General features: G+C 62.1%; 27 protein-coding genes. 18 read left to right on the plus strand and 9 right to left on the minus strand.

The features are described 5' to 3' along the window. The first annotated feature begins 113 nt into the window (after window positions 1-113). Genes LMTR13_RS09490 through LMTR13_RS09500 form a run of 3 tightly spaced genes read left to right on the plus strand, consistent with a single transcriptional unit; the run spans window position 114 to window position 2,721 of the window. Window positions 114-1,457 carry an MmgE/PrpD family protein gene (locus LMTR13_RS09490; RefSeq protein ID WP_065727643.1) on the plus strand — a complete coding sequence of 448 codons (1,344 nt, stop codon included), beginning with the start codon at window positions 114-116 and terminating at the stop codon, window positions 1,455-1,457. Between the two features lie 44 nt (window positions 1,458-1,501). Then, complete coding sequence (locus tag LMTR13_RS09495) at window positions 1,502-1,885, plus strand: carboxymuconolactone decarboxylase family protein (protein WP_065727644.1); 384 nt, start codon at window positions 1,502-1,504, stop codon at window positions 1,883-1,885. Window positions 1,886-1,887: 2 nt separating this feature from the next. Further along, the gene (locus LMTR13_RS09500) at window positions 1,888-2,721 is read left to right on the plus strand and encodes an N-acyl homoserine lactonase family protein (RefSeq protein ID WP_065727645.1); all 834 of its coding nucleotides are present in this window, start codon (window positions 1,888-1,890) and stop codon (window positions 2,719-2,721) included. 85 nt (window positions 2,722-2,806) lie between these two features. Here LMTR13_RS09500 and LMTR13_RS09505 read toward each other — a convergent pair whose 3' ends face one another. From LMTR13_RS09505 to nirK, 4 genes are all read right to left on the minus strand, one after another. Then, the gene (locus tag LMTR13_RS09505; RefSeq protein WP_236843324.1) at window positions 2,807-3,895 is read right to left on the minus strand and encodes a Bug family tripartite tricarboxylate transporter substrate binding protein; all 1,089 of its coding nucleotides are present in this window, start codon (window positions 3,893-3,895) and stop codon (window positions 2,807-2,809) included. 120 nt (window positions 3,896-4,015) lie between these two features. Further along, window positions 4,016-5,368 carry an oxygen-independent coproporphyrinogen III oxidase gene (gene hemN, locus LMTR13_RS09510; RefSeq protein WP_065727647.1) on the minus strand — a complete coding sequence of 451 codons (1,353 nt, stop codon included), beginning with the start codon at window positions 5,366-5,368 and terminating at the stop codon, window positions 4,016-4,018. 91 nt (window positions 5,369-5,459) lie between these two features. Next, on the minus strand, window positions 5,460-6,323 hold the full coding sequence (locus LMTR13_RS09515) for a formylglycine-generating enzyme family protein (protein ID WP_065727648.1): 864 nt from the start codon (window positions 6,321-6,323) through the stop codon (window positions 5,460-5,462). 64 nt (window positions 6,324-6,387) lie between these two features. Then, entirely contained in the window at window positions 6,388-7,515 is a 1,128-nt protein-coding gene (gene nirK, locus LMTR13_RS09520; RefSeq protein ID WP_065732558.1) for a copper-containing nitrite reductase, read from the minus strand. 190 nt (window positions 7,516-7,705) lie between these two features. Between nirK and LMTR13_RS09525 the strand changes: the two genes are divergently transcribed. Beyond that, a complete protein-coding gene (locus tag LMTR13_RS09525; protein ID WP_065727649.1) occupies window positions 7,706-7,906 on the plus strand; it encodes a DUF1858 domain-containing protein in 201 nt (66 codons plus the stop codon). Here LMTR13_RS09525 and LMTR13_RS09530 read toward each other — a convergent pair. After that, entirely contained in the window at window positions 7,903-8,625 is a 723-nt protein-coding gene (locus tag LMTR13_RS09530) for a Crp/Fnr family transcriptional regulator (RefSeq protein ID WP_065727650.1), read from the minus strand. The genes LMTR13_RS09525 and LMTR13_RS09530 overlap by 4 nt on opposite strands. A gap of 195 nt (window positions 8,626-8,820) precedes the next feature. Here LMTR13_RS09530 and LMTR13_RS09535 point away from each other — a divergent pair, with 195 nt between their 5' ends. After that, window positions 8,821-9,276 carry a pseudoazurin gene (locus LMTR13_RS09535; RefSeq protein WP_065727651.1) on the plus strand — a complete coding sequence of 152 codons (456 nt, stop codon included), beginning with the start codon at window positions 8,821-8,823 and terminating at the stop codon, window positions 9,274-9,276. A 247-nt stretch (window positions 9,277-9,523) separates the two neighbouring features. Here the strand turns inward: LMTR13_RS09535 and LMTR13_RS09545 are convergent, their stop codons facing one another. Next, window positions 9,524-9,724, minus strand: coding sequence for a hypothetical protein (locus LMTR13_RS09545; protein ID WP_065727652.1), 201 nt, complete (start codon window positions 9,722-9,724; stop codon window positions 9,524-9,526). A gap of 159 nt (window positions 9,725-9,883) precedes the next feature. Here LMTR13_RS09545 and LMTR13_RS09550 point away from each other — a divergent pair, with 159 nt between their 5' ends. From LMTR13_RS09550 to LMTR13_RS09575, 6 genes are all read left to right on the plus strand, one after another. Next, window positions 9,884-11,062, plus strand: a complete 1,179-nt coding sequence (locus LMTR13_RS09550) for an NnrS family protein (RefSeq protein WP_065727653.1) — start codon at window positions 9,884-9,886, stop codon at window positions 11,060-11,062. 39 nt (window positions 11,063-11,101) lie between these two features. Continuing rightward, entirely contained in the window at window positions 11,102-12,409 is a 1,308-nt protein-coding gene (locus LMTR13_RS09555) for a hypothetical protein (RefSeq protein WP_236843325.1), read from the plus strand. Between the two features lie 23 nt (window positions 12,410-12,432). Next, window positions 12,433-12,942, plus strand: coding sequence for a DUF2249 domain-containing protein (locus tag LMTR13_RS09560; protein WP_065727655.1), 510 nt, complete (start codon window positions 12,433-12,435; stop codon window positions 12,940-12,942). Beyond that, window positions 12,939-13,253, plus strand: a complete 315-nt coding sequence (locus tag LMTR13_RS09565) for a metal-sulfur cluster assembly factor (RefSeq protein WP_065727656.1) — start codon at window positions 12,939-12,941, stop codon at window positions 13,251-13,253. Before LMTR13_RS09560 ends, LMTR13_RS09565 begins: the two co-directional genes overlap by 4 nt. Window positions 13,254-13,268: 15 nt before the next feature. Then, entirely contained in the window at window positions 13,269-14,699 is a 1,431-nt protein-coding gene (ccoG, locus tag LMTR13_RS09570) for a cytochrome c oxidase accessory protein CcoG (RefSeq protein WP_065727657.1), read from the plus strand. A gap of 148 nt (window positions 14,700-14,847) precedes the next feature. Beyond that, on the plus strand, window positions 14,848-15,687 hold the full coding sequence (locus LMTR13_RS09575; protein ID WP_065727658.1) for a copper chaperone PCu(A)C: 840 nt from the start codon (window positions 14,848-14,850) through the stop codon (window positions 15,685-15,687). A gap of 61 nt (window positions 15,688-15,748) precedes the next feature. On the opposite strand, the gene LMTR13_RS41585 is transcribed toward LMTR13_RS09575, so the two are convergent. Next, window positions 15,749-15,904 carry a hypothetical protein gene (locus LMTR13_RS41585; RefSeq protein WP_197521056.1) on the minus strand — a complete coding sequence of 52 codons (156 nt, stop codon included), beginning with the start codon at window positions 15,902-15,904 and terminating at the stop codon, window positions 15,749-15,751. Between the two features lie 168 nt (window positions 15,905-16,072). On the opposite strand from LMTR13_RS41585, the gene LMTR13_RS09580 reads away from it, so the two are divergent. The 7 genes from LMTR13_RS09580 to LMTR13_RS09610 all read left to right on the plus strand — a co-directional run bounded on the left by LMTR13_RS09580 (window position 16,073) and on the right by LMTR13_RS09610 (window position 22,227). Further along, the gene (locus LMTR13_RS09580) at window positions 16,073-16,648 is read left to right on the plus strand and encodes a cytochrome c oxidase subunit 3 family protein (RefSeq protein ID WP_065727659.1); all 576 of its coding nucleotides are present in this window, start codon (window positions 16,073-16,075) and stop codon (window positions 16,646-16,648) included. Continuing rightward, a complete protein-coding gene (locus LMTR13_RS09585; RefSeq protein WP_236843326.1) occupies window positions 16,648-16,926 on the plus strand; it encodes a cytochrome C oxidase subunit IV family protein in 279 nt (92 codons plus the stop codon). The genes LMTR13_RS09580 and LMTR13_RS09585 overlap by 1 nt, the downstream gene beginning before the upstream one ends. A 123-nt stretch (window positions 16,927-17,049) precedes the next feature. Next, window positions 17,050-17,502 (plus strand): c-type cytochrome, encoded by a 453-nt coding sequence (locus LMTR13_RS09590; RefSeq protein ID WP_057856233.1) that lies wholly within the window; start codon window positions 17,050-17,052, stop codon window positions 17,500-17,502. 37 nt (window positions 17,503-17,539) lie between these two features. Further along, entirely contained in the window at window positions 17,540-18,886 is a 1,347-nt protein-coding gene (locus LMTR13_RS09595; RefSeq protein WP_065727660.1) for a cbb3-type cytochrome c oxidase subunit I, read from the plus strand. A 58-nt stretch (window positions 18,887-18,944) separates the two neighbouring features. Further along, a complete protein-coding gene (locus LMTR13_RS09600) occupies window positions 18,945-19,754 on the plus strand; it encodes a CbbQ/NirQ/NorQ/GpvN family protein (protein WP_065727661.1) in 810 nt (269 codons plus the stop codon). 3 nt (window positions 19,755-19,757) lie between these two features. Continuing rightward, window positions 19,758-21,671: a nitric oxide reductase activation protein NorD gene (locus LMTR13_RS09605; protein ID WP_065727662.1), complete on the plus strand. Its 1,914-nt coding sequence runs from the start codon at window positions 19,758-19,760 to the stop codon at window positions 21,669-21,671. Between the two features lie 250 nt (window positions 21,672-21,921). Next, entirely contained in the window at window positions 21,922-22,227 is a 306-nt protein-coding gene (locus LMTR13_RS09610; RefSeq protein ID WP_065727663.1) for a hypothetical protein, read from the plus strand. Here LMTR13_RS09610 and LMTR13_RS09615 read toward each other — a convergent pair whose 3' ends face one another. Then, window positions 22,228-23,727, minus strand: a complete 1,500-nt coding sequence (locus LMTR13_RS09615) for a glycosyl transferase family protein (RefSeq protein ID WP_065727664.1) — start codon at window positions 23,725-23,727, stop codon at window positions 22,228-22,230. Between the two features lie 3 nt (window positions 23,728-23,730). Next, the gene (wecB, locus tag LMTR13_RS09620; protein WP_197521057.1) at window positions 23,731-24,828 is read right to left on the minus strand and encodes a non-hydrolyzing UDP-N-acetylglucosamine 2-epimerase; all 1,098 of its coding nucleotides are present in this window, start codon (window positions 24,826-24,828) and stop codon (window positions 23,731-23,733) included. Between the last annotated feature and the right edge of the window lie 910 nt (window positions 24,829-25,738).

The raw sequence follows: 25,738 nt of genomic DNA on the forward strand, positions 1-25,738 counted from the left end.
CGTTTCGTAGAATGTCCAGATTGTCAGTCAATCTGTCAAGCATAAGATTCTTGTCGACACGCCGCCGTGCGCCGGAATAGGGTCGGAAAAACAAGGTCCGAGGGATTCGCTCCGTGCGGCAAGATGAAGCGCAAGGCGTCAGCACAACGCTCGCCGATTTCGTTGCCGGTATCGCGTGGACGGATGTCGCGGCGCAAAGTCACGAGGCAAAACGCTCGATCCTCAATTTCTTCGCGACCGCGCTGGGCTCGGCGAATGACCCTGCCGTTACCGGCGCGTTGCGGACGCTATTGCCGTTCAGCGGCGCTGCGACATCCACGGTCATCGGTCGTGCGGAACGGCTCGATGCGATGGGGGCAGCGTTCGTCAACGCCATTTCGGCCAATCTGCTCGATTTCGACGATACCCATCTCGATACGATCATTCACCCAGCGGCGCCGGTCGCGGCACCCGTGCTGGCGTTGGCGCAAGCGCGAGGGTTCTCTGGGCAAGCCGTTCTCAACGCATTCATTCTCGGCGTGGAAGTCGAATGCCGCGTCGGCAACGCGGTATCGCCGGGACATTATTCGCGGGGCTGGCATATCACCTCGACCTGCGGGGTGTTTGGCGCCGCCGCTGCTTGTGGCTGGTTGCTCGGGCTTTCCTCTGGCCAGATTGCGCACGCGATCGGAATTGCGGCCAGTCAGTCCGCGGGGATCGTCGAAAATCTTCCGACCGCGGCCAAGAATGTCAGCGTCGGCAATGCGGCGCGCAACGGCCTGTTCGCGGCGTTGCTCGCGGCCGAAGGCTATTCCGCATCGCCACGGGCTATTGAAGGGCCGCTCGGCTGGGCTCGCGCCATGGGAGACGAACCCGATGTTGGGCGTCTGACGGGCGGTCTCGGCAAGACTTGGGAGATCGCGAAGAACACTTACAAGCCCTATCCGGCGGGCATCGTGTTCCACGCCGTGATCGACGCGTGCTTCAAGTTGCGGACAAAGCTGAACCGGCGTGTCGATGATATCGCCTTCATCACGGTGCAGGGCTCTGCGCTCCTGCTGGCGCGCGGCGACCGCCCGGTTCGCAACGAGCGCGATGCACGGGTCAGCATTCATCATTGCGCCGCCTGCGCGCTGCTGCTGGGTACCGCGGGTGTCGCCGAATTCTCGGACGCGGTCGTGTTTCGGTCCGACATCGTGGCCTTGCGTCAGAAGGTGGCGGCGGTGCTTGACGCTTCGCTTCCGGATGGCGCCGCGCGCGTCACTGTCCAACTGACGTCTGGTGAGACGTTCAGCGAGGTCGTGATGGCTGCAAAGGGCAGTCTTGCCCAACCGTTATCTGATGGCGATATCGAAGCGAAATTGCACGATTGCGCGCGGCTGGGCGGAAGCGATTGGGATATCGATCGCATCATCGACGACGTTTGGCGTCTCGACACGCTTGCTGACGTTTCGAGCCTGATGAGGGCGCATGCCTGAGCGGGCGGCTTGAAAAAACAGTACTCAAACAATGGAAGGAACCGATGATGACCGAGTTGTTCGAAAAGGGATTGAAGGTCCGCAAGGAAGTGCTCGGCGAAGAGTACGTCAACAAATCCATCGCAGGCGCGGACGAATTCACCCGGACGATGGCGGAGTGGTCGACCGAATTTTGCTGGGGGGCGTTGTGGACTCGGCCAGGACTCGACCGCCGCACCCGCAGCATCGTCAATCTGGCGATGTTGGGTGCGCTGAACAGGCCCCACGAACTGAAGCTGCATGTCAAGGGGGCGCTGAAGAACGGGCTCACCAAGGATGAGATCAAGGAGATTCTGCTTCAGGTCGCCGTGTATTGCGGCATTCCCTCAGGGATAGATGCGTTCCGAAACGCGCGCGAGGCGTTCAACGAAGTTGAAACGAAGCCCTGATCATGGCCGATCAGGAATACGAACTCTTTGCCATCCGTTATGCTACGCGGGATGCGCTGAGGAGCGAACATTTCATCGGTGGCGATCCGCATGATGGCCCAATGCCAATGGACTATTATGTGTGGGTGGCGAGGGGTGGAGGCCGTACCTTCGTCATCGATACCGGGTTCAACGCGGAAGTATCAAGCAAACGAAAGCGGACGTTCCTGCGCTGCCCGGTGGAGACGCTCGGCGCGTTCGGCATCAATGCGAACGAGGTCGAGGATGTCATCCTGACACATTTGCATTACGACCACGTGGGCAATTTCGACCGCTTTCCCAACGCGCGATTCCATCTGCAGGAGCGCGAACTGACGTACGCCACGGGGCGCTTCATGCGATATCCGAGGTTATCGCATTCGTTCGAGGTCGATGATGTCTGCGGCATTGTACGGCTGAACTATGCGCGACGCGTCTTGTTCTATGACGGCGATGCCGAGCTCGCTCCCGGCCTTACGGTACACGCTGCCGGCGGCCACTCCGCCGGGCTTCAATTCGTTTGCGTCAGGACCCGTCGAGGATTTGTCGTACTCGCCTCCGATGTCAGCCATTTTTACGAGAACATGGCATCTGGACGTCCGTTTACGACCGCGCTCCATATCGGTGAAATGCTGGAGGGATTCGACCGCCTGCGGGCGCTTGCGCCGGACGAAAGCCACATCGTTCCCGGACACGACCCGCTGGTGATGAAGCTTTATCCGGCCCCGAGCCCGCAGCTCGAGGGCGTCGCCGTGCGCCTTGATGTGCCACCATCAGGAGCTGCGCCCGTTCGCGCCGACTATCTTTCGCGGCATTAGCCTGGCATCGGCAAAGTCGATGCCGGCGTTCACGACGTCATGCGCGTATGCGATAGAAATCGCAGCGTCGCTGAATGACGTACTCTCATTTCCCCGCCGCAGCCTTCAAAATCGGCATCAACCGGTCGGATTCGCTTTTCACCAGGTCGGCCAGGGCCTTTGGCCCGCGGCGGTTCGGCTCCACGATGTCGGCGCCGAGATCCGCCAACCGCTTTTGCACCGACTCTTCACTGAGGCCCTTGTTCAGCGCCTCCGCCAGCTTGTCGATAATTGGCTGCGGCGTGCCGCTTGGCGCAAATACCCCGTAAAAAGGCGCGCAATCGAATTCGGGTAGCCCCTGTTCGTGGGAAGTTGGCACATCCGGTAACATCGGGCTGCGTTTCTTGGCCGCGACCGCCAGTGCCTTGACGTTGCCAGCCCGCACCTGACTCAATGTGCCGAGCACGGGATCGCATTCATAATCGATTTCACCTGCCAGCATTGCATTCAACACCGGGGCCGTGCCTGTAAACGGCACCATCGCCGGCTTGATGCCGATGGCCGAATTGAGAAGGAGACAGCCGATATAGGACACCGAGCCAAGGCCGGCGTGGCCAACATTGAGCTTGCTCGCGTTGGATCGGGCATAGGCGACGAATTCCTTGAGATTACTGGCAGGGAAATCCTTGCGGACGACGAGCAATTCGGGATATTCGGCGGTCAGTCCGATCGGCGCGAAATCCTTCCGCGGATCGTAGCCGAGATTCGGATAGAACGCCGATGCCAGCGCATTGGTGCCCAGATGACCGGACAAGATCGTGTATCCGTCAGCCGCAGCGCGAGCGGCGCGTAGCGCTCCAATGGTGCCGCCGGCCCCTCCGACATTCTCCACCACGAATTTCTGGCCGAGATGGCGACTGAAAATGTCGGCGACGATCCTGCCCGTGATGTCGGCGGGCCCGCCGGCTGCGAACGGAACGATGATCGTGACCGTTCTTGCGGGATAATCCTGGGCCCGTGCGCCCGTCAATCCCGCTAACATCAGAAGGACAGCCGCCGCTACGAGCTTTGCCATTTGTCGCCTCCCTGGCATTATGATCGTTATGCTACGACCATATGCCAGTTTAGCCGGCAGGCAAGTTGAGTTGACGCGCACCCGACCCGCGCGCATCTCGGCACTGAAGCCAATCAACATGCCGTCCTTCGGCTTTCCCTCCGCACGCGGCGTCAGGAAGCCTTGCAGGAATGAGCCGCGCCGAGCGGCGATCGAAAAGATTCCGCCTTGCGCTTGCAGGCATCCTCGCGATGAGGAAATTTAGACCGCGCGACTGTGCGTCGCTGCGGAATGCACCAGATGGGCATCGAACGCCGACGCGACACTCCGAACCAGGAACTCCGCTCCATCGCTGATGGAGAGCCGATCATCGATCATCGTCACGGCGCCGTCGGCGATGAGGCTCTCGATCCGCGGTCGATCGACAATCGCCGAGCGAAGGTCGCGGCCGTGCAACTGCGATACCCGGGGCAGATCGACGGCAAGATCGCACATGATGCGCTCGATGATATCGGCACGGAAGCGATCTTCCTCGGTGAACACGTATCCCTTGGCAGTGGCGAGCCGATTTTCGGCGATGCGCGTGAGATAGTCGCGCGTCGGAACGACATTCTGCACGAATCCTTGCGGCATGCGGCCGATCGCGCTGGCGCCGAGACCGATGAGGGTGTCAGCGCAATCGTCGGTGTAGCCCTGGAAGTTGCGCCTCAGCCTGCCGTCCTGCCTCGCGATGGCAAGACTGTCGCCGGGAAGCGCGAAGTGATCGAGGCCGATGCGGACGTACCCCGCGTCCAGCAGGGCTTCCGCAATCGTTTCGGACTGGAGGTGCCGCTCGACGCTATCGGGCAAGGAGTCTTCGGCGATCTTGCGCTGATGCTTCTTGAACGAGGGAATATGGGCATAGCCGAACACTGAAAAGCGGTCCGGCCGAAGCTCGACACATCTTGCGACGGTGTCGAGACACGAGTCCACCGTTTGTAGCGGGAGCCCGTAGAGCAGGTCGAAATTGATCCGGCGAACGCCAACCCGGCGCAGACGCTCGACGGAAGTTGCGGTTTGTTCGAAGCTCTGCAGCCGATTGATGGCGCGCTGCACGGCGGGGTCGAAACTCTGCACGCCCAGACTGGCGCGGTTGACACCGCAGTAGCCGAGCGCCTCCGTCATCGGCTCGGTCAGCGTTCGCGGATCGATCTCGACGGCGATTTCGGCATCGGTAAGCACGAAGAACGAATACCGCAGCGCGCCGACGAGGTCCACGAACGCCTCAGGCGACATGATCGTCGGCGTACCGCCGCCGAAGTGAACATGCGAGATCGGCATTCTCTGGCCGATCGTCTCGGCGACAAGGTGGGCTTCGGTGCGCAGACCCGCTACATAGGTCACGATCGGATCGTCGCGCTTGGTGACAGAGGTGTGGCATCCGCAGTACCAGCACATCGATCGGCAGAACGGCACGTGCAGGTAGATCGAGGTCGGGTGCTGGACGGGCACCGACTTCAGCCACCTCCGATAGTCCTCTTCGCCAATTGCCGGCGAGAAATGCGGGGCTGTGGGATAGCTGGTATAGCGCGGCAGCCTGTCCTGCCCGTAAGATTGCGCCAAGTCCGATCGCATCTGCTCTTCTCCTTACGCCTGCAGATCAGTTAGCGGGACTTGTGGTGGAAGGACTTTGTTCTAGCTCAACCCGCCGCCGATCGGCGGATGGCTATGTTCGTCGCAGCAGCTTGGCGACGCCGCGGACGGCGGTCGCGGCGACCGACTGGGAGGGTTCGACGACAAGCCTGAAGCCGAGATTGGTCGGTGGAACGCCCGCGGCGCAGCCGCCGGACCTGGGATCGCGGATGAAGTCGGTCATGTAGGAACGGTGCGCTCCCTGCACGACGCGGACACCGCAATTCGTGTTGGTGATCTGCTCGCGTCCGCCGTCCAGCGAAACGCGAACGAAGCAGCCATCGGTCCACTCCCAGACGTTTCCGGCCACGTCGTCGAGCCCGTTGCTGTTCGTACCAAACGTGCCTCCAGGCTGAGCGGCGGCGGTGGTCGGCCGGGAGCGGGCGGATTCGGCTTCGTAGCGAGCGATCCAGGCCTGCGCGGGATCAGCGGGGTCGGCGAGCGGCATCGCTTCGTCGCGTGCCTTCTCCGCGGCCGCGAATGTCCACTCCTCGTCGGTTGGCAGACGATGGATGACGCCGGTCTTGCGCGATATCCAGGCGGCGTATGCCGAGGCATCATGCCAGTTGACGCCGACGACGGGTACGTCCTGTCTGCCCGCGGAAGTGACGATGCGGGGGCAGGCTGCTTCGTCGACGCAGCGTGCGTACTCGGCGACCGTGACCTGCCGCTTCATGACGACGAGATCGGCGGGAAGGCGGAGTTCGCGTAGCGGCCCTTCGACCGGCCGGCCATCCCGCGAGAAATCACCGGCGGCCCGGTAATTGAAGGAAGTGGACGCCAGGCGCAGGGCTCCGTCCTGGTCATGCGGAGGGGCGGGCGCGAACGCGGTCGCCAGAATCGGCGCGGCCAGCGCGCCTGCGAGCATCGCCGTTTTGATTTTGATCAGGATGAGCACGACATCGCCTCCTCTTCGTGCGACGGCCCGCGGAGAGAACCGCGGGCCGTCGTTTCGGCTTCACCTAGCGGGTGACGACCACCGGGTCGGCGGCACCGATCCTGTCAGGCGGAATCGGGCTGGGAGGGGTGACCTGCTTCATGAGGTCCTCGTTCCACTTGCCTTCCACTTTGATGTGGGCCGTGGCGCCGAGCTCGACGGCCTCGATCAGGTTGTGGTTGACGTAGGCGTAGATCCCCGGCTGGCGGAACGTGTAGAGTGCAGCACCTGCCGAACCGCCGCGGATGAACCATGTCTCGAGATCCTTCTCAGGCGGATTGTTGAACTTGCCGGTCTCCCACACATAGTCGCCGTGGCCTCCGATCAGATGCGGACGCGTGTCGCGATTGGCCTGCGAGTGCACGATCATGACGGTCTCGCCGACCTTGGTGCTGAGCGCATTCTTGCCAGTCAGCGCGCCGGCCCGCCCGTTGAACACCACATGCGTGGGAATCAGCTTGCGCATCACTTCGCTGGTATCGGCATAGGACTCGCCGATCGTTTCATAGGACTTGTACTTGCCGTTCTGGTCCTTTGGCACATAGAGATCGTTCTCGCCGATGTAGAAGATCCTGTCGTAGCGCAGCGGCTTGCCTTCGGCAGTCTTCAGGCCGTCGCGCGGCAACACCATCACCGTGCCGTGCATGCCAGAAACCACGTGCCAGGGGATCATGCCCTCCGGCGCACAATGATAGACGAAGACGCCGGGCCGCGTCGCCTTCCAGCGCAGGGTCGCCTGCTCACCGGGATTCACGTGGGTCAGCGCGCCACCGCCCAGTGCGCCGGTCGCCGAATGCAGATCGATATTGTGCGGCATGCTGTTGGTTGCGGGGTTGACGAGCGTGAGCTCCATGTAGTCGCCCTCGTGGACCACCATCATCGGGCCCGGCATCGATCCGCCGAACGTCATCGCGTGGAATTTCGTGCCGGCCTCGTCGAGGACGACTTCTTTCTCCTCAATCGTAAGCCTGAACTCGACAATCTTCGGTCCGGCCTTGGTCGCTTGTTCATGGGCGTGGACGAAGGGCGGCGCGACCAGTTCGACTTTCTGGCGCGGCAGCTTCAGATCGTCCGCCGCTCGCGTCACCGCCGGTGCGGCCATCATCAGCGCCGCGACTGCGGCCCCCATTAAAGCAGTCCTTCTCGTCAGCATGATGCTCTCCATCGCTTCGTGCGCTCTAATTCGACGGGTGCATCATGCGCGATCCGGCGGCTAGGCTCTTTGCGCTGCAACAAAGAATGCAATCTTAATTGCTCGACGAAGAGAGCTGTTTCGAAATTTGCGCGGGAGCAAAGAGAGCTGGTAACCGCCGGGTTAAGGTTATCATATGAAAAATAATGCCATGCTCACCGCGGATCTGATGGTTGACGACGTGATGCGTCGATGGCCATCCACGATACGCGTCTTTCTCGATTTCAGGATGCGGTGCGTCGGCTGTCCGATCGCGACCTTTCACTCGATCGATGAGGCGTGCGACGAACACAGCGTCGACGCGGCGGCGTTCCTGTCGAAGCTCCAGGATACGGTGAAGGCGGCGGCCTAGGGCCCGGGCTTACGTATCCGAGCGGCTTCTTCGCCTTCGGCGAGGCCGTGCAGCCTGTGCGCATCGCGCAGAACGATGCGCTGCCTGCCGCCCTCGACCAGTCCCTGCTGCTCCCACGCGCTGAGAATCCGGCTGACGGTGTGCAGCGTCGTGCCCGTCATCTCGGCGACGTCCTGCCGGCTGATCGGAAAGTCGATCTCGACGCCGGCATCGACTTTTCTTCCGGCCTGTTTGGCCAGGCGGAGCAGCGCATGCGCGACGCGCTGCTCGACCTGCTCGTTCGACATCTCCATGACGCGGGCCTGGGTATCCTGGAGGCGGCTGCCGACGGTCTGCAACGCACTTGTTGCGAGGCTCGGATACTTGGCGATCAGACGATTCCAGGAGGACGAGGGCCAGGCGAGCGCGATGCTGTCCACGGCGGCGACGGCGGTCGCTGGATAGTGCGTGAGATTCATGGCCTGCGCGACGCCGAAGAGCTCCCCGGCAGAGACGTAGCGGACGACGGACTGCTGTCCCTGAGGTGTGGTCTTTTCGACGCGAAGATGCCCGTGAAGCAGGAGGTAGAAGCGATCCGCTTCCGCACCCTGATCGAAAACCGCGGTACCCTTCGGGTAACGAATCGAACGCGCTTCCTGCAGCAGTTCGTCCTGTTCGGCGGGCGCAAGGCCGGCGAACATCGGCAGGTTGGCGACCAGTGAGCGGTCGACTGAGGCCATCGATATCCTCGTTTCAATATGCCGCGGACAGTATCCGCGACCGAAGCAAGCCTCAACGGCCCGCCAAGTTCTTAGCCCAGGATTCTGCCCGAAGCTTGCGCTGGCGCAATATCGGCAGGATCGAGCGGCGATATCTGATGCCCGGGAGCCTGGGAGATTTCCGGGCACAAAACTCCAGGAAAGAAACAGGAAACCATGAAGAAAATAGCTATGTTGGCTGCCGCGGCGGTTCTGGTTCTGGCGAGCAGCGCCCGGGCGGCGGAGGTCGAAGTCAAGCTCCTCAACAAGGGAACCGATGGCGCAGTAATGGTATTCGAGCCGGCCTTCGTGAAGATTGCGCCCGGCGATACCGTCAAGTTCGTGTCTACGGACAAGGGCCACAACGCGGAGTCCATCAAGGGCATGCTCCCGGAGGGCGCAGCGCCGTTCGTCGGCAAGAACAACGAGGATATCGCCGTCAAGTTCGAGCAGGAAGGCGTTTACGGGATAAAGTGCCTGCCTCACTACGGCATGGGAATGGTTGCGTTGATCGTGGTCGGAAAGCCCGGCAACGTCGATCAGGCCAAGGCGGTTCCGCAAGTCGGAAAAGCAAAGCAGGTCTTTGCGAAGCTGTTCGACACGCTCGAAGCCAGCAAGACCGCATCTAGGTAGCGGCTTTAGCGCCAGCTTCTCCAGTGGGTCGGATGGATGAGCAGGGGCTCGTCCATCCAGACATTGTACCAGACGCCTGACTTGCGCCGACATTTAAAAGCGCAACGCCTCGATCCCGGCCGTGCGGACCTGGCCAAGTTCGAGGTCGCAATCGTCAGGGGCAAGCGCGATCGGAAGCCAGCCGTCGCGCGGGTTAGCGCTGCTCATTGGCGATTGTTCTTTCGCCAAATGCGAAGGGCACATTGATTTAGCGCAAGATCGCCCTACTGAGTGGCCTTTTCTTCGGCTGAGCAGCAGGAACAGCATTGGCTTTGTTCTCGGTGAAAGCCGGGGCCGTGGTTTCGCCCTCGAGTTTCCGGAGAAGATCGCCGGTGATCGCCTCGAAAAGCTTGCGCACGATAGCGGCATTGCTTCGGCTTCGTCGTCGCAGTCTCTCGAAAATCCGCATCGTCTCCTCCGTTGATGGTGGAACCGACAATGCCGGTCGAAGGCAGCACGATCTTTGTCTGAGATCAAACATCGAGGCGAACGGTACTGCAATTTGTGCCCCGACAAAGAGCCTCGATCGGAACGGCCTATGATCGCAAGGAATTAAGGGAATTAGCCCATGGCAACGATGCAGAAGTTGAGGGCCTACCAGGGGCCGGCGCTGTTCTCCTACGGCTTCCGGCCGTTCTTTCTGTTCGGCGCCGTCTATGCCGGTGCGATGGTTCCGTTGTGGCTCGTGGTGTTCGCCGGCCATGTCTCGCTGCCGATCGCGTTCGCCCCGCGCGACTGGCACGTCCATGAGATGTTGTTCGGCTATGTCGGCGCAGTGATCGCCGGCTTTCTTCTGACGGCGGTACCGAACTGGACGGGCCGCCTTCCGATCCAGGGTGTTCCGCTCGCGATCCTGTTCGCCGCCTGGCTGGGCGGAAGGTTGGCTGTGACATTCTCCGATTTCATCGGATGGGAAATCGCATTGGCGGTGGATGCCGTCTTTCTGCTGTTGCTCGCTGCGGCAGCCGCCCGCGAGATCATCGCCGGACGCAAGTGGAACAATCTGAAGGTGGTCGGCATCGTTTCGCTGCTAGCCGTTGCCAACATCGCGTTTCATCTCGAAGCGCATTTCGACGGTCTGGCGGATTATTCCACGCGACTTGGCGTCGGCCTCGTCGTCACGCTGGTCTGCGTAATCGGGGGGCGGATCGTTCCGAGCTTTACGCGCAACTGGCTCGCGCGCCGCAAGCCGGGACGGCTGCCTGTCCCCTTTAGCCGCTTCGATGCGATCGCGGTGGTAGCGGGCGTCTGCGCCATGATCGCGTGGGTGGTGACTCCCTCGGGCCGCTTCGTCGCAAGCGCGCTAGGCATCGCCGGTTTACTCCACATCGTCCGCCTGGCTCGCTGGGCTGGCCATCGCACCGTATCGGACCGTCTCGTGCTGATCCTTCATGTGGCTTACGCGTTCGTACCAGCCGGCTTCCTGCTGGCGGCGCTGTCTGCATTGGACCTTGTCGTCTCCAGCGCCGGAATCCACGCCTGGACCGGAGGCGCGATCGGTTCGATGACGATCGCCGTGATGACCCGCGCCTCGCTCGGCCACACGGGGCAGGCGCTTTCGGCCTCCATTGCCACTCAGCTCGTCTACGCTTCGATCGTCGTCGCCGCGTTGGCGCGGGTATGTGCGGCAGTCGATCCGACCTATTCGACCCCGCTCCTGACGATCGCAGGTGTCGCATGGGCGGTGGCGTTTCTGGGCTTCGCGCTCGCTTACGCCCCGCTTCTATGCAGCGCGCGCAAATTCTAAGGGAGCACGATGATCGGCACCGGCATATCACGATGGACGATGAGCTACTTCGCGATGGCGCTCGCGTGGTTGTTCGTCGCGCTGGCGCTGATGGTTGCAGGCCTCGGCTTTCCGGCGGCGCATCTTGCATCGCCCGATACGCTCGTCCTGGTGCACGTGGTCTGTATCGGCTGGCTCAGCGTGGCGATGTGCGGCGCGCTGTTCCAGTTCGTGCCGGTGCTTGTGGCGAAGCCGCTGTTTTCCGAGAGATGGGCATTGCCGGCGCTTGGCCTGTTGACCGCGGGTCTCGCCTCGCTGCTCGCCGGCTTCCTTGGATTGGGCGGCCGGCTTCCCGCCTGGCTCTGGCTGCTTCCGCTCGGGGCGGTCCTGCTCGTTGGCGGGTTCGGCCTGGTCGTTGTCGATCTCGGCTTGACGGCATGGCTGCGGCCGGTGGGGCCCGCACGTTTCGTCCTGGTCGGTTTGGCCTCGCTCTGTGCCACGGTCGCCTTCGGTGCGATGTTTGCGTTTACGCATGCGGGGTGGCCGGGATCGATCGGGGAAACGATCCTGACAAGTGGGGTTCCGTTGCACGCGATCGCCGGCCTTGGCGGCTGGCTCACCTTGACGGCCATGGGAGTGAGCTATCGGTTGCTATCCATGTTCATGCTCTCGCCCGATGTCGAAGACCGGAAGAGCAGTATGACGCTGGCAGCCGGCGCGCTCGCCGTCGCCGTCGCGGTGATCGGCGGAATTGTCGCGATCTGGCTCGTTTCCGGATTGAACGTCGTGTTGTCGATCGCAGCCGTTCTCGGCCTGGCGACGGCTGCGTTGTATGGGCGCGACCTGATCGGAATCTTCAGCGGCCGCAAGCGGCGGCAGCTCGAACTCAACACGCGGATGGCGGTACTGTCCTTCGCCAGTCTCGCGGCGGCGGGCCTGCTGGGTGTGGTGCTCGTCCTGACCGGCGCTTTCGCCGCGCATGTCGGCGCATTCACCTTTCTCGCCGTCTTCGGCTGGCTGTCCGGTCTCGTTCTCGCCAAGCTCTACAAGATCGTGGCGTTCCTGACCTGGCTCGAGACCTACGGACCTGTGATGGGACGAGCGCCGACGCCGCGCGTTCAGGATCTTGTCGCGGAGGCGAGGGCCTCGAAGTGGTTCGTGATCTACTACGTGGCCGTCTGGTTCGGCACCCTCACGCTGGTGGCCGGCCAAGCGTCGCTATTCCGGGCGGCCGCGGCGATGATGACCGTCGGCTTGGCCGGCATCGTCCGGGAGGTGATCCGCACACGGCGGCTTGCGGACGTCGCGCGTTCGCTGCGCTTTCCGGACGGCGCCTGCGCGCCGCATCTGCTGTTCGCCAGGGCTTGAAAGATGAAGGGAAAGGAACAAGCATGACCGACTACATCGATGTCGACGTCCGTCCGATCCTGCGTGCCGGTGGCGAGCCGTTCTCGCTCATCATGGCCGCGCTCGACCGCCTCGAGCCGGGGCAAGGGCTCCGCCTCTACGCCCCGTTCAAACCCGTTCCGTTGTTTGCCGTCATGGCGGATAAAGGATTTGCGCATTCCGCGCAGGCGCTCGATGCCGGCGAATGGGAAGTGCTGTTCACGCCCGCGGTCACGGCAACGAAACAGAGCGCGCCTGCTTGTAGCACCCCGGACTTCGGCGATTGGCCCGAGCCGGTCGTCAGGCTCGACAATCGTGACCTCGATCCGCCCGAGCCGATGGTTCGGATCCTCGCGGCTGCCGAGAAACTGGGGCCGGGGGAAACGCTTTCGGCGCTGCTGCGGCGCGAGCCAGTATTCCTGTTCCCGCAACTCGAGAAGCGCGGATATCATTGGTTGGGCGGCTTCTCGCCGGACGGTGCAACTTACGAACTGACCGTCAGGGCCCCGTTATGACGAACCAACTTGTCGACCGTATCAGGGACGCGTTGCGCGTGGTGATCGATCCCGAGCTCGGTCACAACATCATCGATCTCGGCTTCGTCTACGAGATCTCGGTGATTGATGGCGCCGTTCGCATCGCCATGACCGCGACCACTCCTGGATGCCCCGCAATCCGCTTTCTGGAGGAAGGCGTTGCGAGCGCGGCGGAACGTGTGCCGGGCGTTCGTTCCGTGGACATCGTGATGACGTTCGATCCGCCCTGGACACCTTCCCGCATCGAGCCGATCGTCCGGGCGTCGCTCGGCTTTGCCGCCGTCAACTGAGGCTGGGCCGGCGGAATGGCGCTTACCATCGAGATCGACCATGCGAAGACGCGCGCCAGGGCCGCCGCAGCGGCATCAGGTCAACCGGTCATGCCCCAGGCCGTCAAGGGACGGATCCGGCGGATCAAGTGGATCATCCTGCTGCTGACGCTTTCGGTCTATTACGTCACGCCGTTTCTTCGGTGGGACCGGGGCTCCAATGCGCCGGACCAGGCGCTTCTGCTCGATTTTGCCAACGGGCGGCTCTACTTTTTCTTCGTCGAGATCTGGCCGCAGGACCTCTATCTGGTCACGGGGCTCCTCGTTCTGGCTTCGACCATCCTGATCCTCATCAATGCACTGGCTGGAAGATTATGGTGCGGCTTTGCATGCCCGCAAACGGTCTGGACCGACCTGTTCCTGCTCGTCGAAAGATTAATCGAGGGAGACAGGCGCCAGCGTCTGAAGAACCTGGGCGCTCCTATTGACGCCAAGCGGACGCTTCAGATCGTCGCGAAGCATTCTGTCTGGCTCCTGATCTCGCTGGCCACCGGCGGCACGCTGATCTTCTACTTCACCGACGCGCCGGAACTGCTGCGAAGCTTCGCGCGCGGTGACGTTTCGGCCAATGCGCTTGGCTGGATCGTCGTCTTCGCCGGCACCACCTACGGCCTGGCCGGTTTCGCGCGCGAGCAGGTCTGCACGTTCATGTGCCCGTGGCCGCGCCTGCAAGGCGCTATCTGGGATCCGGAAGCTTTCACCGTCAATTACCGGGACTACCGCGGTGAGCAACGGATGTCGGCCAAGAAGGCCGACGAACTTCGCCTGCAGGGCAAGCCGGCGGGAGACTGCGTCGACTGCAATCAATGCGTTGTCGTGTGTCCGATCGGCATCGACATTCGCGAAGGGCCGAACTTCGCCTGCATCAATTGCGGACTGTGCGTGGACGCCTGCGACGGCGTGATGTCGAAGCTTGGCCGCCCGCGCGGGCTGATCGACTATGAAAGCTGGAACAATATCGAGCGCGGCCGCCGCGCCGAGCCGCCGATCTCCCGGCTGGTGCGCCCGAAGACCGTCGGCCTGACGGCGGCCTGTCTCATGTTGACGGCAACGATCGTCTTTTCCTTCATGACCAAGACCAACGCGACCCTTTCGGTCCAGCACGATCGCGATCCCCTGGCGGTCCGGCTTTCGGACGGATCGGTGCGCAACGCCTACACGGTCAAGCTCTTGAACAAGTCATCGGTTGCCCATTCCTACACACTTTCGGTCAGCGGCGTGGATGCCCAAATGGCCATCGTCGGCAACGAGAGCCTGGCCCCGATCGAGGTGCCACCCGACGGTTCCGAAGCCGTCCGCGTCACGCTCACCGCAACTAATCCCAGGGAGGCCGACGTGGTGTTCACCGCGCGCGACGAAAGCGGGACAACGGTTCTTTCTGCGAAAGACAGGTTCATCGAGCGCTGAAGCGTCGTCCGTGCGCAGACGGAAAGTTGTTCCGGTCGTCACCAAACAGTTTGCGCCTCCTCAAAGTCGAAAACGCCGCGATCTGCGACATTTCCGAACCGGGCCCGGATGGGAGCAATTCTCGTCCCGGCCTGCTCGGAGGTCAGCCATGTTCTACCGGTCCTGCAAAATCATGCTCATCGCCGCAGCTTTGGCGGCGTTCCTCGGCCTCTCGCCGGCGCTCGCCGGCGACGTCATCGTGACACAGGCCTGGAGCCGCGCCACGCCGAAAGGAGCGAAAGTCGCCGGCGGCTATCTCACCATCGAGAACCGGGGGATGCAGCCTGATCGGCTGCTTTCAGCGTCGAGCGCTGCGGCTGCCAAGGTCGAGATCCATCAAATGAGCATGCAGGATGGCATCATGACGATGCGAACTCTCGATGACGGCCTGGTGATCCCACCGGATGCAACGGTGACACTCGCGCCCGGCGCAGACCACATCATGTTCATCGGGTTGATCGCACCGTTCGAGGAGGACCAACGGGTTGCAGTATCGCTGAATTTCGAGCGCGCCGGCAGGATCGAGGCGAGCTTCGAGGTTGGCGGCGTCGGTGCAAAGGGGCCCAGATTGCAGATTGCCTCGACCAAGCATGCGGCGACATCTCCGATGCGGCCCGTGGCGACCGACGAACCCTTCTTCACCCACATCTGCGGCACGCGCGTGATGGCAAACGTCACCGTCTCGCCGGGTCGCAGCGGTCCGATCGAGGTTCTGGTGCAGATTGAGGACAGCGACGAGAAACCTCTCGCGGTCGACGCGGTTACCGTGACCCTGTCCAATCCCGACAAGGGGATCGCTCCCGTCACCGCGAGGGCCGAGCGCGCGGCGGCCGATAGCTGGCGCGTCCGCATGACGGCCGCGGCGGGCGGGAAGTGGTCACTGTCGCTCGGCATCGATTTGGCGAAGGACGACCGTGTCGACATCGCGGCCCCGATACTCATCGAATGATGCGGGCGATGATGGATATTGCTGAATCGTGACTGGTCCAGCCCGACTTTGGCTGACCGCTCTACTGCGTCGTGAACAGCACCACGGCGATGGCGGTCGATAGTCCGACGGCGGACACGGTTGCCGTGGTGGACAGGACGCCCATTGCCCTCAATGCACCGGCAAAGACGATGATGATGGGCGTGGCGGCAAGCAGGCCCAGTTGTGCGTCGCTCATGGCTCTTCGTCCTCATTGCTTCAAGGCTCGCCGCATCTAGCGGCTTCGACCGGCGATTGACGTTGCGCTTCAGCAAGGAGCGGCGCGATAGACGCGACCGCCGCCGTGTTTGCTCGGCGACAAAGACCCTTTTCTGTCGGGGATGATAGGTGTCGACCGGGAGATCGGATGTCGATAGCGGATTGCGAACAAGAGGAGTCGGGATGGGGTGTCCTTGAAGGACTCCCGGGCGACCCGATGATGTGGGTATTGGTCTTCAGCGAACTCGTCGCTTTCGGCCTTTTCTTCGGCGCATTCATCGTCGCCCGTGCGGTCAGGCCCGCGGTATTCGCATCGGGACAGACCGCGCTCGATCTGACGCTCGCCGGATGCAACACGGTTGTCCTGGTGACCAGCGGCTGGGCTGCGGCGAAGGGCGCAGCCTCGGCGCGCGCTGCTGATGGTCGCCGCGCGCGGCTTTGGCTGGTTCTCGCCATGGTTCTCGGCGTCGCCTTCGTGACGATCAAGCTTGTCGAATATGCGCACGAGATTGGCGCGGGTATCGACCTCGAGACCAGTGTGTTCTTCACGTTGTATTTCCTCCTGACCGGCTTTCATCTTCTGCACGTCTGCCTCGGAATCGTCATTCTTGCGGTTGTCTGCCGGCGCGCCGATCCAGTTCATGTGGAGACCGGGACGGTCTTCTGGCACATGATCGATCTGGTCTGGATCGTGATGTTTCCGATCGTCTACCTGGTGCGCTGATGCATATGCGCTACTCGCCGGACCGTCTGGATCTCACGTTGCTGGCGCTGATTGCGCTTGCTTTCGCGACCATGGCGCTCGCTGGCGTCGCCCGAAATCCGGTGCTCGCCGCCGGCATCGTTCTCGCCCTTGCTGCAGTCAAGGGCCGCAGGATCCTGCTCGATTACCTCAACTTGCGGTCTGCGCCGGCGCTCTGGCGCGGGCTTGCGACCGCGTGGCTGATGCTGATCGTGGGCTTCGCCTGGGCCGTGTCCGCCGTCTCGGCCCTGCTGTCCTGACTGTAAAATCCCGGGCACCATCCGGGATCGTCCAGAACCTTGATCCGGCACAAAGAGCGTCGGCCGCTGCTGAATAGATTGCCGCGACCGCAACTACAGCACACGAATCGGAAAGGATCCGTAATGGCTGAACGCCTCACCAAATCGGCGGCCCGTAACGTCTTCTACGGCGGATCGGCTTTTTTCTTCGCGATCTTCCTCGGGCTGACGGCGCACAGCCACTACTACATGGTCACCACGTCGACGGACGAAAAGACGCTGACCAGTTCGGTGGCGCGCGGCAAGCACGTCTGGGAGAAGCACTCCTGCATCAACTGTCATACCTTGCTGGGCGAGGGTGCTTACTTCGCCCCCGAGGTCGGCAACGTCTGGGATCGCTGGGGCGGCAACGAGGATCCCGCCACCGCCAAGGAGATCCTCAAATCGTGGATGCAGGCGCAGCCGTCGGGCGCACCGGGCCGCCGGCAGATGCCGCAGTTCAACCTCACCGACCAGGAACTCAACGACCTCGCGGATTTCCTGCAATGGACCAACAAAATCAAGACGCAGAACTGGCCGCCGAACAAGGCCGGTTGAGCATCCCACCCCGACAGCCCGTTTTAGGAACCTCACGATGAGATACGAAACCCAGAAAGTCGCGATGCTGTATTTTTACGGCGCGCTGACGCTTTTTCTTGCGCAGGTGCTCTTCGGTGTTTTGGCCGGCACCATCTACGTCCTCCCGAACACCCTGTCCGCTCTCCTGCCGTTCAACATCGTCAGGATGATACACACCAATGCGTTGATCGTCTGGTCGCTCATGGGCTTCATGGGCGCAACCTATTATCTTCTGCCGGAGGAGACTGAGACCGAGCTGTTCAGCCCGCTGCTCGCGAAGATCCAGTTCTGGATGTTCTTCGGCGCTGCTGGTGTTGCCGTGATCGGCTACCTGTTTCAGTATCACGAAGGCCGCGAATTCCTCGAGCAGCCGTTTGCGATCAAGATCGGTATCGTCGTCGTCTGCCTTGTGTTCCTCTTCAACGTAACGATGACGGCGCTGAAGGGAAGAAAGACGACGGTCACCAACATCCTGCTGTTTGGACTTTGGGGCGTCGCGATCTTCTTCCTGTTCGCGTTCTACAACCCGGCGAACCTGGCCCTCGACAAGATGTACTGGTGGTACATCGTGCACCTGTGGGTCGAAGGCGTCTGGGAATTGATCATGGCCTCCGTATTGGCCTTCCTGATGATCAAGCTCAACGGAATCGATCGAGAGGTGGTCGAGAAGTGGCTCTACGTCATCGTTGGCCTCGCGCTGTTCTCCGGCATCCTGGGCACCGGCCATCACTTCTACTGGATCGGCGCGCCCGGCTACTGGCAGTGGATCGGTTCGCTGTTCTCCACGCTCGAGGTGGCGCCGTTCTTCACCATGGTCATCTTCACCGTACAGATGACCTGGAAGGCCGGACGCAAGCATCCGAACCGGGCTGCGCTTCTGTGGTCGGTCGGTTGTTCCGTGATGGCATTCCTCGGCGCCGGCGTGTGGGGCTTCCTGCACACCCTGTCCTCGGTGAACTACTACACGCATGGCACCCAGGTGACGGCAGCGCACGGACATCTCGCATTCTTCGGCGCTTACGTGATGCTGAATCTCGCGGTCATGGCCTACGCGATCCCGCAACTGCGCCAGCGCGCGCCATACAACCAGTGGCTCAGCATGGCGAGCTTCTGGATCATGTGCACCGCCATGATGACGATGACCTTTGCACTGACCTTTGCAGGCGTGGTCCAGGTGCATCTGCAGCGCGTGCTCGGCCAGAACTTCATGGAAGTGCAGGACCAGCTCGCGATGTTCTACTGGGTCCGCCTCGGCTCCGGCGTCTTCGTTCTGATCTCGGCGCTGATGTTCGTGTGGGCGGTTCTGGTGCCGGGCCGCGAACGGCAGACGGTCGCGACTGGCGCGCTGCAGCCGGCCGAATAGGCGTCAGGCGGCCGGCCATCGACGTGGCCGGCCGCCGTTTCAATGCTGGAGATTTGATATGAAGGCCGTACTTCACGCCGTCGGAGCGCCACCTGAGCTTCCGGCCTACGTCCCAAGCGGCAACGAGTGCACGCTGTTCGAACAAGCCTGGCGGCGTCGGCTGCCGGTTCTACTGAAAGGACCGACCGGCTGCGGCAAGACCCGCTTCGTCGCCCACATGGCGGCGCGGCTTGCTCTGCCGCTGCACACCGTCGCCTGTCATGACGATCTCACGGCGGCCGATCTCACCGGACGCTATTTGCTCAAGGGCGGAGACACGGTCTGGGCCGACGGTCCGCTGACCCGCGCCGTGCGGGAGGGAGGCATCTGCTATCTCGACGAGGTCGTGGAAGCGCGCAAGGATGTGACGGTGGTGCTGCACCCGCTGACGGACGATCGCCGCATCCTGCCGCTCGAGCGCACGGGCGAGGAGCTGGTCGCGCCACCGGGCTTCATGCTGGTCGTGTCCTACAACCCCGGTTACCAGAGCCTCCTGAAGGTTTTGAAGCCGTCCACCCGCCAGCGCTTCGTTGCGATTGAATTCGGTTTCCTGCCGGCCGAACAGGAGATCGAGGTGGTCGCAGCCGAGAGCGGACTTGCGCCCGAGCGCGTCCGTCCGCTGGTGGCGCTTGCGGGGCGGCTGCGTGCACTGAAGGGGCAGGATCTCGAGGAAGGCGTATCGACGCGCCTGATCGTCTATTGCGCGACGCTGATTTCGGCGGGCATCCCGCTTCCGGATGCCGTGCTTGCCGGCATGATCGAGCCGCTGACGGACGATGCGGACGTCAAGGCCGCACTGCTCGACGTGGCCCGCGCCGTGATCGGATGAGGCATGCTCGACTTCCTCGAACTTGAGGAAACGGTTGGCCGCGCCTGGCATCGGCTGGTGGGCGCAACGGCGAGCTATCCCGTTCATCCGGATGCGGCCGCTAAGCTTGCGGAAGTGCAGGGGCAGATCGCGATCATGTTCCGCGCGCTGGGCGGGGAGGCGGGCGTCCAGATTGCGGGCGCCAAATCGAGAAAGTCCGGCCATCGGCTCGGCTGGCGGCAGCGCATCGGGCTTGGCGACGAGAGCATCGACCATCCCGGCCGCGACGGGGCAACTGTTTTTCTGCCGGACCGGATCGCCCTGTTTCCAGACCACGAGCTCAACGCCTTGCTCTATCGCTGGCTGGCAGCGTGGTTCGCCACAGCGCCCGTTGCGATGACCGATGAGATCGACCCGTTGCGGCGCGATCTCGTGACCTTGCGGCGTGTCCGCGAGACGGTCGGAAAAGTCCAGGCGCTATTCCCCGGCTTGGTCAGTCCCTATGAGCGGCTGACTGTGGCCACGGCGCAAGCGCGCCCGCGCAGACCGCTGCCGCGGGCCGAGCAGGAAGTGGAACGGATCGTGCTGGCACTGCTCGGCGCCGACGCGCCCCCGACAGGCCCACTCTGGCCGGCCGTGACCGGCGCCGGCGATTTGCCGGCGAAAGCGCCGCCCGGATACAGGCCAATGCTGCCGTGTCCGCTGTGGGGCGATTGCTGGACACGCGAGGCCGTTGCCGCCGAGGGCGTCGACGACGACGCGCCCGTGCCGGGCGATGAGGCTGATATGCCCGATACGCGCAAGCGCCGGGCCGTCCGCGAAGGCAGCGACGGTACCAAGCGCGATCCGTTCATCCTGAATCGCTTCGAGAAAATACTTGCGATGGCGGAGATGGTGAATGTCGACCGCCCGTCGGATGACAGCGAGGATGAGGACGCCCGCAAGGCAGCCGACGACCTCGACGAACTCGCGATCGGCCGCCGCAGCGGCAAGCCGGCGACCAAGCTGAAATTCGACCTGGATCTGCCGCCGGAAGCCGTCGATGCCACACGGCTGAGCAGTGGTCGTCTTTATCCGGAATGGGATTACCGCGCCGGCGCCTATCTGCCGGATCATTGCCGGGTGTTGACGGGCGGGGCTCCGGAAGCTGGAGAAAGCTGGCACCCGGACGCGGACGTCCTCAAGCACGTCCGTCAGGTGCGGCGACGCTTCGAGGCGCTGCGGCCGCGGCATGAAGTGATGCGCGGCCAGGCCGACGGGTTCGATCTGGATCTCGACGCGCTCGTCCGCGCTAGATGCGATCTGCGGGCCGGTAGCGGCGCGCTCGATAGGGTCCACCTGGCCATGCGGCCGCAAGGGCATGACCTCGCCGCCACGCTGCTGGTCGACGTTTCGCTCTCTACGGACGCGTGGGTCGATGGCCACCGCGTTCTCGATGTGGAAAAGGAAGCGCTGCTCGTCCTCGCACATGGACTATCCGCCTGTGGCGACCATCACAGCATCCTGACCTTCACATCGCGGCGGCGCTCCTGGGTGCGCATCGAGACCGTCAAGTCGTTCGAGGAGCCGATGGGAGTTGTCGTCGAGCGGCGCATCGGTGCGCTCAAGCCGGGCTACTACACGCGCATCGGCGCGGCGGTGCGCCATGCCGCTGCCGAGCTCGCCCGTCAACCGCAGCGCAAGAAACTGCTGTTGGTGCTGACCGATGGAAAGCCCAACGACGTCGATCATTATGAAGGCCGCTTTGCGGTCGAAGACACCCGCAAGGCCGTGCGGGAGGCCCGACGTTCCGGAGTTGCGGTGTTCGGCGTCACGGTCGACGCAAACGCCCAGTCCTACTTTCCTACCCTGTTCGGGCGTGGCGGCTACGCCATCGTCGGCAACATCCGCCGATTGCCGGCGGCGCTGCCATCGATCTACCGGCAATTGGCCCGCTGACCCTGTTGGCCAGGGCCGATTAACCACGTAACGGCCCTCAATATCGTCTGGATAATCCGCGCGCAGGAATCCGTTGTGCCACCATCATTCAAATTCGACCGACTTCATTAGCCGTTAATTATTGATGTCAGGCAGGTGGCGGCCCTCGCATTCGAGTTGGATAAAACTGTAACGGTCAGTTTGAGCGGCGGGCAATAGTCTTCCCGCCAAATGCCCCGGGAGCCCGCGAGAGGCTCTTTGGGGATGTCTGATGTTCTCACGTGATCTGGCCAGTTCGTCGAGCAAGGATGCGATTGACGGCTTCGATGCGATCGCCAATGCGCTCGATCGCGGTCTCGATACCGCCGAAAGCAAGGGCTCGAGGATCGGCGACTTCCTCGCGATCGCCGCAGGCTGGCTCGTTCTCGGCGCGATTATTCTCTACCCCAGTCTCCAGCTCGCGGCGATCGTGATCTGCGCAGCTTTCCTCGGAACGCGCTCGTGTGCGCGTCTCATCCTCGGTCCAAGCCCGACGGACAAGCAGCAGCTCGACCGCCAGCGCCTGCTGGCGGCCTAACTATTCGGCTGCCGCGCCATCTGCGGCGACCGCCGGCCGTGGCAAGGTGAGCTCACCCATGTGCACCGGGTAAGAGTGCGAGGTCTTGTCCCAGACGAGAGCCGTGCCGGATATCCGGTGGCTCAGATAAATGCGCACGGCGCGCCATGTTGCGAAGAAGTTCACGAAATTGCCGACCACAAGCCTCGGCGCGGCCATCAGGGCGTGACGCACATTGTAGATCATGCCGGTGAATGTCATTCGGTTGAACAGGCGCCAGACCAGAAACAGGAAGTTCGCAAAAAACAGCCACATCGCCCAATTCTGGTTCAACAGCGTATAGACAAACTGCCTTTCGGGATCGAACACCGCCCGATAGAGTTCGAATATGGTCAGATTGGCGAGCGCAAAATAGGCCAGCATGACGGCCGGGCTGGTGATCACGCCCTTTCTGTCTCGCGCCAGAAAATACTTGGTGCCGAGCGATCCCTTCCAGCCATGTTCATGAGCGCCCTGGAATACGATGCCGAGCAGCCAGCGCGCGCGCTGGCGATAGGCGGCCTCGAGGCCTGACGGAAAGAATTCGCGGGTCGCCACGGGAAGGGTCCGGTGGAGAATGCCCGGGTTGCCGCTGTCGATGTCGATGTCGATCGCGTAGCTGGCCGGATAGGCGATAAACGCGGAATTGAACCCGAGCTCCGAGACGCGGAACGCGATGTCATAGTCTTCCGTGAATGATGACGTGCGGAAAGCCTCGCCGTGGTTCTGATCGTTGAGATGCTGGATCGCCTCCCGGCTGAAGCATGCGGAGACGCCGGCGCAGGGAATGACGCCGCTGATCCGCTGCCGGACCTCGAGGTCCTTGGTGTGCATCTCGGCGAATTCGTCCATGTAGAGGCCCGCGATGAGCGAGGTGATCGGCCGGGAGAACGAGTAGACCGGCAACTGGATGAAGTCGTAGATGTCGACCAGCTTGTTGAAGAGTTTCAGCTCCAGTGGATGAATGAGGTCCTCGGAATCGTGCATCACGATTCCCGCAAACTTGATGTTGTGCTCGGCCTCGAACATGAAGATGTCGGAGATCGTCTGGTTCAGGCAGTCGGCCTTGCTGGTGGGACCGTCATGCGGGACCAGCACCATATGGATATTCTTGTACAGCCCCTGTGCCTTGCGCACCTCGGCCTGGGTGAGGGGATCGTTCAGATAGACGCCGACGAAGTAATGCGCGTGCTCGTAGCGCACGAGCCGGGAGTTCGACGAAAGCATCGAAAAAATGACGTCGTGTTCCTTCCAGCACGGCACCATGATGGCGATGGGGCGCTCGGGCAGTTGCTCGAGAATCTCCACGCTCGGCAATTCCTTGGACTTGCTGTCCGCCGTCCCCAACAGCCTGCTGCTCCAGTACAACAGATCCACCACGACGTCGTCGATGCTGGAAATCGTGATGATCACGGCCGCGATCAACATCAGAATCTCGACGACATAGAGATATTGAAAGATAAAGGAGGCGACATGTGTCATGAGCTAGGACGCGTGCTGAAGCTGAAGGATTTTGGCCGAGCGCATTTGTGGCGGCAGGGCGAATTGCCGATAGAGAGACTCCACGATCCGCTTGCTGGCGTGACCATCTCCATAGGGAAACACCGGCCGGGCCATGCGGGTGTATTTCGCACTGTCCTTGTGCAGCTCGAACAATGTCTCGAATACCATGTGGCGGGACGTGCCGACCAGTTCGACAACCCCAGACGCCACTGCCTCCGGCCGCTCGGTCACGTCGCGTAACACCAGGACGGGCTTGCCTAGCGCAGGCGCTTCTTCTTGAAGGCCGCCGCTGTCCGTCACCACGCACCAGGCATTCTGGATCGCGGCGACGACGTCGCGGTAGCCGAGCGGATCGACCAGCTTGATCCGGGGATGTCTCGAAAGAATCTCAAAGGCCGTTTCGCGTGCGTTCGGATTGGGATGAACGGGGAAATACACGGCGACATCGGGGGTGAGATCGACGAAGGCCCTGATCGCGGTGAACGCGTCCCGTAGCGGCGCGCCAAAATTCTCGCGCCGGTGTGCGGTGAGAAGGATGGTCTTCCCTCTGGGAAAGTCGGCGGGTGGCGCCGGCTTCGAGGCCGCCACTTCAAGCAGCGAGTCGATCACCGTGTTTCCCGAGACGAGAATCTTGTCGCGCGCAATGTTTTCCCGCACCAGGTTCTGCGCCGCGGCCGATGTCGGCGCGCAGTGCAAGGATGTGGACACGGCAATCGAACGGCGGTGAAATTCCTCGGGGAAGGGCGCGTCGAGGCTCGGCGTGCGCAGCCCGGCCTCCACATGCACAAAGGCGATCTTGCGGTAGAACGCCGCAATCGAGGACGCATAGGCGGTCGTCGTATCGCCCTGGGCCAGAACGCAATCCGGCCGCACCTCACCGAAATATTTGTCCAGGCGACGAATGAGCAGGCTGGCGAGAACCGCCGGCGTGCGACAATGGCTTCGATGCGGGATCGAGAAATCCGGACGCAGGCCGAATTCGGCAAGGGTGCTGTCGAGCAGATCGCTCTGCTGGCCTGACGTGACGATCCGAACCGTTGCCCACTCGGCTTCGCGCAGCCGGCGGATGATAGGTGCCACCTTGATGACTTCAGGGCGGGTGCCAATTACAAAAACAAAAGTGCGGACAGGCGTTGAGTGGCTGAAATGTTCTCTACGTGGGTGATGCATACCGCGCTTTCCAAGATCGCATCGTCCCCACGACACGATCCAACCGAAATGCCGTTACATCGCCACTAAACCCGACGGCAAGATTAGGAATCGCCGGCAATTTAGCCCGCAGCCTTAAACCGGACAATTGATTTAAATGGTTTTTTGGAGATTACCGTAGAAGTCCGGTGAAGATTTTGGATGCATGGTAAATGCTCGCACGGCTTATCTGCGAGGACATAACGCTTAACCATCAAGCGGCGCCCGGAAATAGATTTTCGACCGCGGAAGGCGATCCGGTTGGGGGCCAGCGTGCGACCCTTGCGGATCATGCAACCGTCGAGCGCCAGTTAGTTAATTCTGATTTCTCTTTGGAAGAAGCATTTGTGAATTGGTCGTCTGCGAATCGCATCCATGCGCCCGGTATGGAGAGCGCGGTACGGCACACGCGCGAAGGCAATCGAGCTCTGCCTTGCGAACTTCTTTGCGAAGTTGCTGAATCTCGAGATAGGTTTTTGCAATATCAAGCGACATAAATGTGTTCTCAACCGAGCACACCGAATTGAACCATGAACCCATTATTTGGTCGGGTCACAACGTAACGATGAAAACGGCAATAGCGCATGAGTGCTATGCCATACAAATGGGCTTGCCTGGAGTCCCGCGATTTTAGCCATGCGCGGTAGCATTGGAAGGCTCGATTTTGCGGGTTGTCGCCAGTTTATCGCAGGACGCCGCGCTTTACCGCAAAGGCAAAACGATCGACGAATGTCTCGAGGCCATCTCGTTGATATCCCTCGAGATTTTCGGCAGCCGAGCGGAGGGAGGGGTGCGGCCGCTG

Source organism: Bradyrhizobium icense, from assembly GCF_001693385.1.
Lineage (GTDB): Bacteria > Pseudomonadota > Alphaproteobacteria > Rhizobiales > Xanthobacteraceae > Bradyrhizobium > Bradyrhizobium icense.